This window comes from Sodalis-like endosymbiont of Proechinophthirus fluctus, assembly GCF_001602625.1.
In the GTDB taxonomy this organism is placed as follows: Bacteria; Pseudomonadota; Gammaproteobacteria; order Enterobacterales; family Enterobacteriaceae.
Genome location: NZ_LECR01000010.1, coordinates 18,811 through 33,582 on the forward strand (window position 1 = coordinate 18,811; position 14,772 = coordinate 33,582).

At 49.6% G+C, this 14,772-nt stretch carries 12 protein-coding genes and 6 pseudogenes; 9 read left to right on the plus strand and 9 right to left on the minus strand.

The window, feature by feature from the left end; translation table 11 throughout:
* From BG74_RS15695 to BG74_RS01260, 5 genes and pseudogenes are all read left to right on the plus strand, one after another.
* A pseudogene (locus BG74_RS15695) lies at positions 1–495 on the plus strand (polyribonucleotide nucleotidyltransferase); the annotation flags it as partial.
* Position 496: 1 nt separating this feature from the next.
* Positions 497–1,386 (plus strand): annotated as a pseudogene (locus BG74_RS15700) (S1 RNA-binding domain-containing protein); the annotation flags it as partial.
* Positions 1,387–1,538: 152 nt separating this feature from the next.
* Positions 1,539–2,429: a lipoprotein NlpI gene (gene nlpI / locus BG74_RS01255; protein ID WP_066595979.1), complete on the plus strand. Its 891-nt coding sequence runs from the start codon at positions 1,539–1,541 to the stop codon at positions 2,427–2,429.
* A 101-nt stretch (positions 2,430–2,530) separates the two neighbouring features.
* Complete coding sequence (gene yrbN / locus BG74_RS19310; protein WP_187202490.1) at positions 2,531–2,590, plus strand: protein YrbN; 60 nt, start codon at positions 2,531–2,533, stop codon at positions 2,588–2,590.
* Between the two features lie 11 nt (positions 2,591–2,601).
* Positions 2,602–4,392: a DEAD/DEAH box helicase gene (locus BG74_RS01260; protein ID WP_066595981.1), complete on the plus strand. Its 1,791-nt coding sequence runs from the start codon at positions 2,602–2,604 to the stop codon at positions 4,390–4,392.
* 660 nt (positions 4,393–5,052) lie between these two features.
* Here the strand turns inward: BG74_RS01260 and BG74_RS12210 are convergent.
* The 9 genes and pseudogenes from BG74_RS12210 to BG74_RS19330 form a co-directional block, all read right to left on the minus strand.
* The gene (locus tag BG74_RS12210) at positions 5,053–5,226 is read right to left on the minus strand and encodes a hypothetical protein (protein WP_187202476.1); all 174 of its coding nucleotides are present in this window, start codon (positions 5,224–5,226) and stop codon (positions 5,053–5,055) included.
* A gap of 237 nt (positions 5,227–5,463) precedes the next feature.
* A pseudogene (locus BG74_RS20155) lies at positions 5,464–5,658 on the minus strand (U32 family peptidase); the annotation flags it as partial.
* A 330-nt stretch (positions 5,659–5,988) separates the two neighbouring features.
* A pseudogene (locus tag BG74_RS15705) lies at positions 5,989–6,521 on the minus strand (DJ-1/PfpI family protein).
* Positions 6,522–7,143: 622 nt separating this feature from the next.
* Complete coding sequence (locus tag BG74_RS18700) at positions 7,144–7,275, minus strand: hypothetical protein (protein WP_256364178.1); 132 nt, start codon at positions 7,273–7,275, stop codon at positions 7,144–7,146.
* A 294-nt stretch (positions 7,276–7,569) separates the two neighbouring features.
* Entirely contained in the window at positions 7,570–7,806 is a 237-nt protein-coding gene (locus BG74_RS01270; protein ID WP_066595990.1) for a hypothetical protein, read from the minus strand.
* Positions 7,807–8,763: 957 nt separating this feature from the next.
* The gene (locus BG74_RS19315; RefSeq protein ID WP_369678478.1) at positions 8,764–9,159 is read right to left on the minus strand and encodes a methyltransferase; all 396 of its coding nucleotides are present in this window, start codon (positions 9,157–9,159) and stop codon (positions 8,764–8,766) included.
* Positions 9,110–9,283, minus strand: coding sequence for a hypothetical protein (locus BG74_RS19320; RefSeq protein ID WP_369678479.1), 174 nt, complete (start codon positions 9,281–9,283; stop codon positions 9,110–9,112). The genes BG74_RS19315 and BG74_RS19320 overlap by 50 nt, the downstream gene beginning before the upstream one ends.
* A 31-nt stretch (positions 9,284–9,314) precedes the next feature.
* Entirely contained in the window at positions 9,315–9,536 is a 222-nt protein-coding gene (locus tag BG74_RS19325; protein WP_369678480.1) for a methyltransferase, read from the minus strand.
* On the minus strand, positions 9,508–9,696 hold the full coding sequence (locus BG74_RS19330; RefSeq protein WP_369678481.1) for a hypothetical protein: 189 nt from the start codon (positions 9,694–9,696) through the stop codon (positions 9,508–9,510). The genes BG74_RS19325 and BG74_RS19330 overlap by 29 nt, the downstream gene beginning before the upstream one ends.
* A gap of 345 nt (positions 9,697–10,041) precedes the next feature.
* Here BG74_RS19330 and BG74_RS01280 point away from each other — a divergent pair, with 345 nt between their 5' ends.
* From BG74_RS01280 to BG74_RS09975, 4 genes and pseudogenes are all read left to right on the plus strand, one after another.
* Positions 10,042–10,482, plus strand: coding sequence for a DNA polymerase III subunit psi (locus BG74_RS01280; protein WP_066595994.1), 441 nt, complete (start codon positions 10,042–10,044; stop codon positions 10,480–10,482).
* Positions 10,483–10,926: 444 nt separating this feature from the next.
* Positions 10,927–12,526, plus strand: a pseudogene (gene prfC / locus BG74_RS01290) (peptide chain release factor 3).
* A 572-nt stretch (positions 12,527–13,098) separates the two neighbouring features.
* Positions 13,099–13,654: pseudogene (gene osmY / locus BG74_RS15710) on the plus strand (molecular chaperone OsmY).
* 149 nt (positions 13,655–13,803) lie between these two features.
* Positions 13,804–13,950, plus strand: coding sequence for a DUF1328 domain-containing protein (locus BG74_RS09975; protein ID WP_073961025.1), 147 nt, complete (start codon positions 13,804–13,806; stop codon positions 13,948–13,950).
* Positions 13,951–14,772 lie beyond the last annotated feature (822 nt).

A 14,772-nucleotide genomic window follows, 5' to 3' on the forward strand; every position in this document is an offset into this window, starting at 1 on the left:
AGGACGTTAACGTCGCTCTCCAGGCGCGGGTCGCTAAACTGGCGGAATCCCGTCTGATTGACGCCTATCGCATCACTGAAAAGCAAGAGCGCTATGCTGAGGTGGACGCCATCAAGGCCGATGTCGTGGAAACGCTAACGGGTCAGGACGAAACTCTGGATGAAGGCGAAATCAAAGACATTCTGGGCACACTGGAGAAAAATGTGGTGCGCAGACGCGTATTGAGCGGTGAACTGCGTATCGACGGCCGTGAAAAAGATATGATTCGTGGCCTCGACGTGCGTACCGGCGTACTGCCGCGTACCCATGGATCGGCGCTGTTTACCCGCGGCGAAACCCAGGCGTTGGTCACCGCTACCCTCGGCACAGAACGCGATGCACAGAATATTGATGAATTGACGGGTGAACGGACAGACCGTTTCCTGCTACACTATAACTTCCCTCCGTACTGCGTCGGTGAAACCGGCATGGTGGGGTCGCCTAAGCGCCGTGAAANTCGGCCACGGCCGTCTGGCGAAGCGCGGTGTTCTGGCGGTGATGCCGAACGCCAGCGAATTCCCCTACACCGTGCGCGTGGTATCGGAAATCACCGAATCCAACGGCTCTTCCTCCATGGCATCCTTGTGCGGTGCATCTCTGGCGCTGATGGACGCTGGGGTTCCCATCAAGGCGGCCGTTGCCGGTATTGCCATGGGGCTGGTGAAAGAAGGCGACAATTTTGTGGTGTTATCCGATATTCTTAGTGATGAAGATCATCTAGGCGATATGGATTTCAAAGTTGCCGGCAGCCGCGAAGGCGTCACTGCGCTGCAGATGGACATTAAAATTGAAGGCATCACCCGCGAAATCATGCAGGTGGCGCTGAATCAGGCCAAGAGAGCGCGCATGCACATCCTTAGCGTGATGGAGAAAGCAATCAGCTCGCCGCGTGGCAATATTTCCGAATTCGCGCCGCGCATTCATATGATTAAAATCAGTCCTGACAAGATCAAAGACGTGATTGGTAAAGGTGGTTTTGTTATTCGCTCGCTGACTGAAGAAACTGGCACGACGATCGAAATCGAAGATGACGGTACTGTGAAAGTGGTGGCCACCGACGGCGATAAAGCCCGTCACGCGATTCGCCGCATTGAAGAGATCACCGCGGAAATCGAGGTGGGCCGTATCTATAATGGTAAAGTGACCCGCATTGTGGACTTTGGCGCCTTTGTTGCCATCGGCAGCGGCAAAGAAGGGTTAGTGCATATCTCTCAGATTGCCGATAAGCGTGTAGAGAACGTGGCTGATTATCTGGAACTGGGTCAAGAAGTGGCGGTCAAGGTTCTGGAAGTTGACCGTCAGGGCCGCGTTCGTCTGAGCATCAGGGAAGCTACTACCCCCAACTAGGACGCTGTAGCTGAGGCAGAATAGCCTTAAACTGAGCACATTTAATAGCTCCTCTCCCCGGCAGGGAGTTGTTCGCATCACAAGAGGGCCAGCTCGTGTTAAGTCGATAGGGGATAGGATATTCATCCAATATTTTTCTTCGGGAGTGGGGAATGAGGCCTTACTTGCGCTGTTGTTTCGTTGCAATGGTGTTAATCCTGGTAGGATGCAGCAACAGTGATTGGCATAGTAATGATAGCGTTCTGGCCGTGCCTTTGCAGCCCACGCTACAGCAAGAAGTCATCCTGGCTCATATGGAACAGATACTGGCGAGCCGGGCCCTTACCGATGATGAACGAGCACAGCTATTATATGAGCGCGGAGTGCTGTATGATAGTCTTGGACTGAGAGCGCGGGCTCGCAATGATTTTTCACAGGTGCTAGCAATCCGACCCGATATGCCGGAAGTTTTTAATTACCTCGGCATATACTTAACCCAGGCGGGCAATTATGATGCCGCCTATGAAGCATTTGATTCTGCACTAGAGCTTGATCCAACTTACAGCTATGCGTATTTAAACCGTGGCATCGCCCTGTATTACGGCGGCCGGTGCCGTTTAGCACAGGATGATCTGCAGGCGTTTTATCGCGACGACCCAAACGATCCCTTTCGCTCGCTGTGGCTTTTCCTGGTCGAGAAAAAAATCGACAATGGGAAAGCGCGTAACGCGCTGCAAAGCCGTTATGTTAGGGCGAATAAAGGGCAGTGGGGATGGAATATTGTCGAGTTCTACCTGGGAGATATTAGCGAATCGGCGCTGATGGCGCGCCTCAAGGCGGACGCAATGAATAATACTTCGCTTGCCGAGCATCTCAGTGAAACTGACTTTTATTTAGGTAAACACTACTTAAGTTTGGGGGATAAGAACACCGCTTCGGCATTGTTCAAACTAACAGTTGCTAACAACGTACATAACTTTGTTGAGCACCGCTATGCATTGTTGGAATTGGCACTTTTGGGACAAGGGCAGTACGATCTATCAGAATTGGAAAGCAATGGCTGACGAACAAAACAATACGGTAGCTCGCATTACTCTTTTTTTACCCGCAAGGGTGTGCGGGATTTTTTCTTTTTAAATCCAATTGGAGCCGGTTCACACTTTTGATGAAAATGAATGAAAGTTTTCACGACGAGGTATGTAGACTGGCCACCATTAAGAAATGAGGCACGTGTACATGTCTAAAATAGGAACCTCTTTTGCCGATCTGGGGCTGAAAGCTCCTATCCTTAACGCACTGACCGATCTTGGTTATGAAAAGCCGTCACCCATCCAGGCCAAATGTATTCCGCATTTGTTGGCTGGTCGTGACGTATTGGGCATGGCGCAGACCGGCAGCGGTAAAACCGCAGCCTTCTCTTTGCCTCTGCTGCATAATATCAATCCCGAACTAGCCGTGCCGCAGGTGCTAGTGTTAGCGCCGACCCGAGAACTAGCAGTACAGGTCGGGGAAGCCTGCGTCGATTTCGCCAAGCATATTAAAGGTATCAATGTGGTCGCCATATACGGCGGACAGCGTTACGATGTGCAATTACGCGCTCTGCGTCAGGGTCCGCAGGTTGTAGTCGGCACCCCAGGACGTCTGCTGGACCATTTGAAGCGCGGCACGTTGGATCTGTCCAATGTGAGTGGGCTGGTACTGGACGAAGCCGATGAGATGCTGCGCATGGGCTTTATCGAAGACGTGGAAAACATTCTAGCTCAGGTACCCGCACAGCACCAAACCACCCTATTCTCCGCTACAATGCCGGAAGCGATTCGCCGTATTACCCGCCGTTTCATGAACGAGCCGCGGGAAGTGCGTATTCAATCTAGCGTAACTACCCGTCCTGATATCAGCCAGAGTTATTGGACGGTTCACGGCATGCGCAAGAATGAAGCGCTAGTGCGTTTCCTAGAAGCGGAAGATTTCGGCGCTGCCATTATTTTTGTACGTACCAAAAACGCAACGCTGGAAGTGGCCGAAGCGCTGGAGCGCAGCGGTTACAATAGTGCTGCCTTGAATGGCGACATGAACCAGGCGCTGCGCGAACAGACGCTTGATCGCTTGAAGGACGGCCGCCTGGATATTCTGATCGCAACCGACGTCGCCGCCCGCGGCCTGGACGTTGATCGCGTTAGCTTGGTCGTAAACTACGATATCCCGATGGATTCCGAATCCTACGTACACCGTATTGGCCGTACCGGTCGTGCCGGCCGTACTGGTAGGGCGCTGCTGTTCGTGGAAAACCGAGAACGCCGCCTGTTGCGCAATATCGAACGCATCATGAAACTAACTATCCCTGAGGTAGAACTACCGACCGCCGAGGCGCTGAGCACTCGCCGCTTGGCCAAGTTTGCTGCCAAGGTACAAAATCAGCTGGAAAGCAGTGATCTGGGCATGTACCGCACCCTGCTGGCCAAACTACAGCTGGTGGAAGAGCTGGATATGGAAACGCTGGCCGCGGCTTTGTTGAAAATAGCCCAAGGAGAACGCCCGCTAATCCTGCCGCCGGATCCAGTGATTGAACGCCGTCCGCGCCGTGAACGTCGCGATATGGGCGAAATGGATCTCTACCGTATCGAGGTAGGCCGTGATGATGGTGTCGAAGTCCGACATATCGTTGGTGCGATCGCCAATGAAGGGGATATCAGCAGCCGCTGTATCGGTAACATTAAATTGTTCGCCTCCCATTCGACCATTGAGCTACCGAAAGGTATGCCGGGAGAAATGCTGTCTCAATTCACACGCACGCGTATTCTGAATAAGCCGATGAATATACAGTTTGTCGGTGAATCTCAGTCGCGTGGCGGCGAACGCTGTGGCGGTCCCGGTGCAGGTACTGGCCGTGGCAACTATGGCGGTGAACGCTGTGATAGCGGCCGTCGCAGCTTCGGCGATCGCCGTCATGCGACGGTGACTCCGCACCGGCCGACCACCACATTTTCGGTGGCGATGCATAATTGCCGAGGTTATCGCCAGGCATGACGAAAGAACGCCGCCTAAGGGCGGCGTTTCACGCTGGGTGGTGAAGGTCGGTGACTAGGCTACGCCACTTGATGGGAGGAACAGGGGAGGTCGCTCCTCGTAGATACATAGGCTTAATGGCGCCGCTGTGTTCATGCCGTGCTGCTGATAATAAAACCCGTCGACAGGCGGGGTTTTATTATGGTGTGCTGCGCCGGGCCGCTAATAAGCATTGACTCAGCCGCCAATCTTCAACGGGGTTTCACTCCTGTACGTGTGTTTCCCGCGCTGTCATGACAATTTCAAATAGCGCAGACGCTCCTGATTGATCAAAAATCTGGCCGTTGATCATCAGTTCATCAGCGCTGGTCTTTTTTATTATAGACTTCACGAAAAAAGGAATTGGTGCCTGTTTAGTCAGCATGGGCATATTCACAGGTTGTCTGTGCTGCAATTTTGTCGGATAATAGTAAGTATGGTATTAACTAAAAATACGGGCAGAGCAATAGCCTACTATTTGTTATGGTTATTAGGTCAGCAGTGGCCTGTAAGAGTGGTGAGGCGAAAAGAGTGTTACCCTTAGTGTGCCGGCGATCTGTCTTAGCGCTGGCGCGAATGCTTACATCTTTAGTGCTAGTGCGTCGCGGCTGCCCCCAGCACTAACACTCAGCATTATTGGTATTAATGCCCCGTGATGAGATTATTGGCCTCAAGTAAAGACTCGCCGTTATCCAAATAGCGTTTCAGGTCAGTAAGTTCAGAGAGCACCTGAATCAGCGCCAAAGTGGAAATAATGATCCGTTTGCCGTTCGGCAGCAGATGCTTAGCCGTCGTCAGCCAGTCGTCTGTTTTCATTAATCTGTGCCTGCTGCAAGTATAAGAGATCCAGCGTTTGTTTAGGCCAATAATAGTACAGTACCGGCCCGGGAGAATAGCGCATGTATGACTCTCCTGTTACTATCAAAGGCGGTGATAAGCACCTAGAGTGGTCTAAACGCTTTCCGACATTGCCGCCAGCGTCTGATTATAGGAATCCTCCGGCTAGTAGGTGTCGGGATTAGCGCGATAGCGATCGATGGCCTACTTTACCTAATAGATTGACAGCACGCGCGAACAGACCACCCACGCGACGTCCAGTTGTTGTTGATAAAAGTGGATAGCCGCCTGATTGGTAGCGGAAAGCATGCACCGAAACATGACGCTCTATGGAAGGTAGCGCTCGGCGGCATGGGCCAGTATCGCCAGGTCCGCCAGAATCAGCGCATCAATGCCGCTCTGCGCGGCATATCTATCACGATCACGCGCTGCCACGCTATAAACATTGGGATGGATAAGAGCGCTTTATCTGACGCCGCCTTCGCCTCGTTGTCTTTCTAGACAGAACGTTTGTTTGGTTCTGTCGCCTTAGTAATTCTAGCAAACCATCTCTTGCTTGCCTTTAGGCAGGGGTCGCCTCCTTCCTCATCCCTAAAGGTTCTCCACGGCAGGTTGTCTGTGTCGTCTCTTCCTCCTACAAGTTCTAACAGGGGTGGTGCCTGCTCGTGGGAGAAAAAGCGGTATAAAAAAGCCAAAGAGCGTGACCAGGGCCAGGAGGGGGAAGGCGGCAACGTTTAAGATTTACTTCAAGATGCGTAGGGATTCACGATTAAACGCCGGTAAATCATCCGGAAGGTTGGTGACGAACGTATTGTTATCCACCACGACTTCTTTATCAAAAAGTTGGCGCCGGCACTTTTCATATCTACCACGATCGGTTTCACCGCGATCATTTTTTGCCGCGTACTACATCGGCACTGATAAGCAACTGGGGGCAAATGGTAAATCGTAAATATTGGCTTACCCCCCACTGGCGAGAAAGTAGAAAGTACGGGTAAAATTAAAAAACTAATCGGTTACCGCACAGCAAATTGCAGGAATACTCATCCAGGAGCAACTGCGCGTTGAAATCCGCGGTCTGAAACGTCATTAATGCCTTTATATGACGGTATTTTCTCCTTTATTACCGGTGACGGTTTTTCCTGCCTAATTCTCGATAGCGACTGTTTTCGATAGCAACTACTTGGTGCCAGTCCTGCTTATAGGTCTGCCGGAGAGGTGTATTCAGAATCCTCGAATTCATCAGTAATCAAAATGGTGATTTTCTTGCTTATATCATGTTCTCCTTCAGCTGAATGATGGCCTCACTTTGAGTCTAATGCCGGATCGGTCGTGCAGTAAATTAAAGGTAGGATACAATTGTCAATTAATGGGTTATGATTTTTCTGCGCTGCGACCTATGCCAGTGTCGCTATCAACGCCACCCACATCTCGCCGATGTTCGGTCTGCGAGCCCCGAATGGCAGGCACAGCGGGACCTTAAGTGCGATAGGCGAGAAAGCCGATGATGTTAGGCAAAGAGTATCCGTGCGGAAAAAAGATACATAGTGCCTTGGCCACCCCGTGCAAAGGTAATTAGGTAGTCGTCTGACTCTTCTGCATAATTGAGATGAGCGCCTTTAAAAGAAACTACTTTTTTCCGCTCGTGCTAAATAGCGCGTCGGCGGGAACGTATTAATACCGGCTGTATGGGTAAATACTGCTAAAATAAATAGTTTCATGGCGGTAATAATAATGCAAATATCAGGGAGGCATGTTACCGGCAGAATTCAGATGATACTCAATTTTGTCGCTATTTTTTAAGTCGGTTAAACAGATAACGAATAATAAGGGTGGAGATCGTGGATTATTTTTTGATTAATATTTTAAAAATTTTAGCATTCCGGTGGAGGACGGTCATTTCTCCCCTTCGGACAGTCCGGTAAATTTTACCGCGTTGCGGCCCTGATATTTAGCCTGATAGAGATCCTGGTTTCTTGCGGTTAATGACGTAACAATATTAGCGCCGATAAGCGAGGTAATACCCACGCTCAGAGTAATGGTGGTGGAAGATTCCTGATTATATAAATGTAGTATTTTTAGATCTAGCGCCGCCTGCTTGATGTTCTCGGCCAGGCTTAGTTCTTCTCTTCCATTTCATCAACGTCAATCAGCAGAACTAGAAATTTCTCGCCATCGCAGCCATGGCTTTATCACCCGTGCTATGACCATGATTATTATATGCCTTAAAATGGTAGATATCCAACAGTAGCAAATAGTGGCAGCCAAGACCCACCTCCCGCGCCGAGCAACCCTTCGAGCCTGTTATGCAGCCCGCAGCGGTTATATAGGCCGGTGAGCAAGATCGATCATGCTAAGATCGTTGAATTTTTCTCGCTTTTCCAGGCGCCTCACTAAATCAATAGTGAAAGCCTCGCTACAGTTTTGCATCAGATGGTGCAAGGAGAAACTGATAAGAGGAAACACGATAGTAAACAGCAACATGACGATATAAATAAACTCATCAAGCACCACTAACGTCATGGCCGAAAGTAGGCTATTCAGGTAAAACACTAGCAAATTATCATCGGTAAACCTAATGACTCTAATGAAAAGACCGTTATCAGGCTATAAAGGAGAGAAATATTTTATTAGGCGTCGCTAGAGCTGATTAAATCAGAACAGAATATGGCAAGCCTATGAGATACCAATAATAATTGCAATTTTATTGAATAAATATTCATAAGAATGAGAATTTTTACCAAAACGGTCAAATATAAAGCCGCAACGATTATCGACTCCGCTGACGATTGTTATTTATCGCGCTCACCACGTAAAAAAAGAGGAAAGGCGATGTTAAGTAATAAAAATAACAGCAGCGATATGCTAATCTTACTTTAGCAGAGCCTATCATAGGTATTATAATTTTTATACATAGACAAAATTATAAGCCCAGGATGTGAAAACTAATAATAAGAAATGTTGCGAGAAAATAACGTATCGCTATAAATCCACAAGCGTTTTTATACCTGAATTTAATTTTTCTATTTGCGCTCAATTTATTTTTTTTTCTGCTATTGTCATTAACTACGCTCGGTGACACTTTAACAAAACCTTGCTAGATTAAAGAAATCGCCGTGTGCAAGCGTCAGTAAACCAAGGGCGTTGAAATAGGTCTCTCTGCCGCAAACCGATCGCAAACTAACAAGCGCAGCAGTGAGCAAAATCGCCAACGTACTAATGATGAGATGAGGGATAGATTGCAGCATGGCAGAGGGGAAAAGGATTATCCCGCACGCGCAAGGGAGGCGGCCGTAGTAGCCTGATAGAGGTTAGTGCAAGAAAAAGGGGAATAAAAAGGAAAGGCGAAGTGAGACATTGACGATGGTGCGAAGAGAGGGACTTAAATTCTTACGTCCGTTAGACACTAACATCTGAAGCTATCGCATCTACCAATAATCCCGCCACCTTCGTTTGACACAGACAGCCGCTTAAGGCGAAGGTGGATTCTAGAGTTTTTGACGCTAAAGTCAATGATTATTTGTGATTTAGCTGGCACTTGTTGCAAAAAAAATACCGTACTGGCCCAGCAGCGCGCGGCTGGGTACGGTATTCCAATCTAGAGTTAGCGGCGTTCTCCCCGGTTATCACGGATACGCTGCACTTGATGGAAAGCCTGATAGACCTTAAAGGCGGCTGTTTTGCGCCAGCACTTGATGATTTGCTGAATACCGCATCGAGTAGATACGGATATGGCAGGAAAGCGTTAGCGACAATGCGTAATTTGCCGCCAATATGCAGATGGTCAAGCGCGCCACGAATCAAAGTCTCCGCTGTTTTCAGATTAGTTTGTAACCATCGTGGAACGGCGGGTTGGAGATAATCATATCGAAGCGGGCCGCTGATGGTGGAGTAGACATCGTTCGCCAGCACCTCCCCCCTGCAGGCCGTTGGCCGCCAGGGTAGCACGACTGGCCGCCAGTGCTGGCGCATGCACATCACTGAGCGTCAACTGCACCCCTGCCACGCCTTTCGTTAGGACCGCCGACAGGTACACCGGCGCTGCAGCCGATATCGGCCATATAACCTTAAATCGGCTGCTCGAACGTTGACAGCAGCAGTTGACTGCTGTTATCCAGCCCATCGCGGCTAAAGACGCCAGGCAGGGTTTTTATCACCACATCGTCAAGCTGGTAAGATTGCCAGTAATCCTCCGCATCGAAAAGAGGTTGCTGGATGAGTTCGCCGTGATAGAGAACACAGTGTCTAGCACTATCAATCTTACACAGCGGACACCATACGTCCAGCATCGCCTCGGCACTGCGGCACGCCGCCGCGGTTTTTCCCCACCATAAACACATAGCAGCCCAACGGTAATAGAGACAGGAGATTGGTTATCTGGAACAGCTCTTCCGGTTTATTTTTAAGCCAGAAGTAAATCAGTGTATCGCACCTGCCAGTGTATCGCACCTGCTCACCAGGACGGCGTCAGCTGCCAGGCTGAATTGCACCACTTGTTCGCTCAGCGCGCGGGCCAGCGTCTGCCAGTGGTGAAACCAGGCGGTATGAACCCGTACACTTCGCGCGTCAAGCCGGGCCCGGCAGCAAATCCTGCACATCGCCGGCAATCAATACCTGTTTATCTGAGAATGTATCCTGGTGCCGAAGTATGACTTCACTGGCTGAGGTTAATACAGACATACGACAAACGCTCCTCAATAATTCTAGCAGGGAGAGTATAGTGCTTCATTGCCCTGGATTCGATAGGTTTGGTAGTATAGCAGCTCGGAATCAAGACTGCCGACGAGATAAACAATGAGGACAAGGCGCGATTGGCTGTTACAACAACTTGGCATTACGCAATGGACGCTCCGGCGCCCGGCGGTGCTGCGTGGGGAGGTCGCGGTCACCTTACCGGGGCGCATTCGTTTATTACTGGTGGCCGAGGCACCGCCGCCGCTCGATCATCCTTTAGTGGTCGATGTGGCGCTCAGCATGACGCTGACGCCGGCGCAACTCTACGGGGTGACGCCTTTACAAGTGATGATGCTATCAGATAACGTCCGTTGCCATTGCTGGTGGCTCGGCCTTGAAGCCCTGCGCGATTTTGAGGGAATGTCTTCTTTCCATACACCTCTGCTGGAGGCGCTTTCAAGGGATGCTGACGCCAAGCGCGAGCTATGGCGCCGGATAAGTGATGATGAATACTATATTACCGCTGCTGCTGGTAGATCTCACCACAGCCTGACACATTAAACAGGATTGCTATGCCTTTCCCTGGAACGCTAAGGCCTTTGCTGGCAATCAAGGCGAATGCTATTTGAATTTCAAACTGTGTGTGGGCGATCGCATCGCAACTTTCGCTATCATCCAGACCGTGCTGGATGAAGCGTTACTGTTCAACATTACGGTAGCGGTCCACCCAGAGTTTCAGCAGTAAGGCCACGGACGGTGCGCTCCTCGATTTATCTGATAGCTGAGTTGGATCAGCGGCAAGTATTGACGCTATGGTTGGAAGTACGTTAATCCATGCGCTGGCTACCGCCCTATATTACGCGCCGGGGTTTAATGAAGTATCTATCTGGCGCCATACCCTTCTGTGGATGTCAGGGAGGGGATACCGTGATGTAGAATCTGCAACCAGCAAATTCCCTTTAGACAGATAAGACACTGTGGTGTGCGCCTATCGAGAAAGTAACCATGAAGAACGACCTCTATGCCGACGAAATTGCGGCACGGCGCACCTTCGCTATTATTTCGCACCCTGACGCCGGTAAAACGACAATTACTGAAAAAGTACTGCTTTTCGGACAGGCGATTCAAACCGCCAGCATCGTTAATGGTCGCGGCTCTAACTAGTACGCTAAATCCCGACTGGGTGGAAATGGAAAAGCAGCGTAGTATTTCCATTACACCACATCTGCGATGCAATTCCCTTACTGCCAGGCGCTGGTAAATCTGCTGGATACGCCGGGGCATGAGGACTTTTCTGAAGATACCTACCGTACCCTGACGGCGGTGGACTGCTGTTTGATGGTGATCGACGCGGCCAAAGGGGTTGAAGGTCGGACCAGCAAGCTGATGGAAATCACCCGCCTTCGCGATACGCCGATCCTGACCTTTATAAATAAGGTTGATCGCGACATACGCGATCCGATGGAATTGCTTGATAAAGTGGAAAGCGAACTGCGTATTGCCTGCGCGCCGATCACTTGGCCTATCGGATGCGGTAAGTTGTTCAAGGGAATTTATCATCTTGCGAAGGACGAAATATACCTTTATCAAAGCGGACAGGGTTATACCATCCAGGTAATACGGGCAGTTAAAGGGTTAAATAACCCGGAACTAGACCAGGCAGTGGGCAAGGGATCTGGCCGTTCAATTGCGCGAAGAGCTGGAATGACTGCAGGGCGCGTCCCGTCCGTTTGGCGAACAGGTTTTCCTAGCGGGAGAGCTGACACCAGTATTTTTCGGTACCGCGCTGGGCAACTTTGGTATCGATCATATGCTGGACGGTTTAGTGGCCTGGGCGCTGCCGCCTCTGCCGCGTCAGACTGATGTTCGGGTTGTGCGCGCGCACGAAGAAAATTTCACTGGCTTCGTGTTCAAGATCCAGGCCAATATGGATCCAAGGCATCGGGACAGGATGGCGTTTTGTGCGTCGTCTCCGGCCCGCTATGAAAAGAGCATGAAACTGCATCAGGTACGTACCCGTACCGGTACGGATGTCATTATCGCCAATGCGTTGACCTTCATTGCACGCGACCGTTCCAATATCGATGAAGCTTACGCCGGCGATATTATCAGCCTACATAAACACGGGACTATCCAGATTGGCGATACCTTTACTCAGGGTGAAGAGCTGAAATTTATCGGTATTCCTAATTTCGCGCCGGAATTGTTCCGCCGTATCCGCCTGAGAGATCCACTCAAGAAAAAGCAATTGCTTAAAGGGCTGGTGCAACTATCGGAAGAGGGGATGGTACAAGTTTTTCGCCCGCTAGATAACAATGATCTCATTGTCGGTGCGGTCGGCGTCCTACAGTTTGATGTGGTCGTGGCACGGCTGAAGAGCAAGTACAACGTTGAAGCGCTGTATGAGTCAGTAAACGTTTCTACTGCCAGCTGGGTGGAATGCGGCGACGCCAAAAAGCTGGAAGAATTCAAGCGTAAAAATAAACTCAATCTAGCGCTTGACGGCGGCGATAACCTCTCCTATATCGCACCGAGCATAGTGAACCTGAATCTGACCCAGGAACGCTATCCGGATATTCAGTTCCATAAAACGCGCGAACATTAATCATAGCTACCCTCGGCGGCCAGCTGCTAAAACGGCGGCGTCACAACCCCCTCACTAGGCGCGGCTGACTCTTTGGTCCAGGGGAGTTTCTAACCCCTTGCTTCTGCTTTTGATTTGACGATTTTCTTTTCCTGAATATGAAAATTACTTGTAATGGTATATAATAGTCTATAATTAAATTGTCACTGGCGGAGTGGTTAATTAAGCTAATAAATCCAGCTAAGTCAGAGCAATTTGCTGTCAAGGACCGTGAAGATATGCTGTTTATTGTCCACAATCCTCAGGAGGGAATAAGGCCACTAATAGAATAGATCGCAGTAATGGTGGAGATCAGATCACCTTACGTTTTTTAATGAAGGGTTACCTGCGAGATTGCAAAATGCGGATATTGTTAGATATCAGACTGGCTTGCCATGCGGCGGCGCATTGTTCAGGCTACAGTTGTGGCACATCGCCCAGGCATTTGGTGGAATGATAAAAGGAAAACATCGATGAAATAAGACTAAGATTGCATAATCGCTGATGGCTATAGCTATATAGTACTGGATTCAGTCCTAGCTGGTGCAACCGCAATGGCGGATATCTTCGTGACGCAGGACGATAAGTCCGCGGAAAATGCAACGGGCAGAAAATTGATAGCTCAATGAAGTCAGCATCGGGGCATATATATGGGGGCGACAGTGCCATTACCGCGAAGGTTAAAAGTACGCTGGTGAGCAATGATGCTGTCAACAGCAACGATATTTCCGTTGAAACTAATCAAGGGGTAGTATGATGCTAAGTGGTTTCGTCGCAAACCAGAGCCAAGCGGAAAAAAGAGTCGCCTTCGTGTGCACTGTCAAAGGTGTGGAATCGGTTAGCGATAAGTTATACGTCAAGGAAACCAATAAAACGTCGGTCACAAGACCTACGCCAGAGACACGGCGGTTACCAGCGAAGTAAAAGCGAAATTCTTGGCTGACAATATTGTGCCGTTGCGGATGATTAAAATCGAAACTACTGACGGTATCGCGTGCAGTTGAGCAGTGAGATGGAAAATACGACGCAGATCACCCGTGTAGAAAGCGTGTTGCCAAAGCGGTGGATGACGTGAAGAGCGTTAAAAACGATCTGACGTCCGACCAGTAATACTGGTAGCTTACGAAGGTAACCGCGATCATTGCGCGATTAAAGGGACTAAAATAACCGGTATTGCCATAGGAAGAAGGGTAATCTCCCTCTCCTCCGGTAATACAAAAGTTGTACTTTCATCATTTGGATAAGGATAGGCTTATGTTTTGTTAGCGCATTTTATTGCCTTAGTTGTAACTGCATTAGGGTTTGGTGGTCTGGCAGGTACGGCTGCCTGGGCAGCGAAAATCCTGTTCGTCGTCGGTATTATCCTGTTCCTGATAAGCCTGTTTACTGGTCGTCGCATCAGGTAAGTGAAGCTTTTAACAGCCACTGGATTTCTGGCCAGTCATATTGGACAGTTATTCCAGAGAAGCTTATGAATAACGATATCGTTATAGGCAGATTGAAACATTAGAAAAGCCATAATATGTGGTTGTTGTAGGTATTTGATAGCGACTGTGCATGGCTACGGGAAGCAATGGTTACCTATCCGGCGTTTTAATCGTCAAGTTTCGCCCCTACTATATTCATAGCGTTTTACTACAACCCTAGCGTGATTATACTGCTTAAGACTCACTCTTGACTCTCGCTCAAGAGTGGTCTTAGCTGTATTCCTGATGCTTGCTACTGGCCCGCCTCCACACTCGTCCAGCCTCTTTTTAGCGCTGCGAGGACTTGGCTAATTACCGACGTGAAGTAATCGCGTAAGGAGTCGACACTGCAAGCTGTTCGCATTGGTGAAGGCCTTGTCAACGCCTGGCGACGCTTTATATTATAAGTTTGGTAAGGGAAACGACTCAACCTACTGACCCAAAGGCCACTGGTACAGGGGAGGAGGACTCATGAACTAACCGCACCTTATCGACACATATTGTCATTTCGATTTTCCACCGTTTTTAGGCCAGGGAACATCAAAGTTTACGTCAGGCGTCGGCGGCCAGTATTGAAAGTATTGTGGTGCACTCGGTAGCACAGCTGCTCGCTTCGCCGATATGCTAACACTGGCGGAATGCCATCTGATACTGCATGTCATGCTCTGTTTGCATCCCATCGCCATAGATCAGCATCAAGATGCGGACGTCGACTTATTTTAGAGCAGCATTTGCCCCAGCACCATGAGACGTTAACGGCGG

Excerpts from the sequence above, each read along its gene's own strand:
- nlpI (WP_066595979.1), top strand. The coding sequence starts at position 1,539 with ATGAGGCCTTACTTGCGCTGTTGTTTCGTTGCAATGGTGTTAATCCTG.
- BG74_RS01260 (WP_066595981.1), top strand. The coding sequence starts at position 2,602 with ATGTCTAAAATAGGAACCTCTTTTGCCGATCTGGGGCTGAAAGCTCCT.
- BG74_RS01280 (WP_066595994.1), top strand. The coding sequence starts at position 10,042 with ATGAGGACAAGGCGCGATTGGCTGTTACAACAACTTGGCATTACGCAA.
- BG74_RS19325 (WP_369678480.1), bottom strand. The coding sequence starts at position 9,536 with ATGCTGGACGTATGGTGTCCGCTGTGTAAGATTGATAGTGCTAGACAC.
- BG74_RS12210 (WP_187202476.1), bottom strand. The coding sequence starts at position 5,226 with ATGAAAACAGACGACTGGCTGACGACGGCTAAGCATCTGCTGCCGAAC.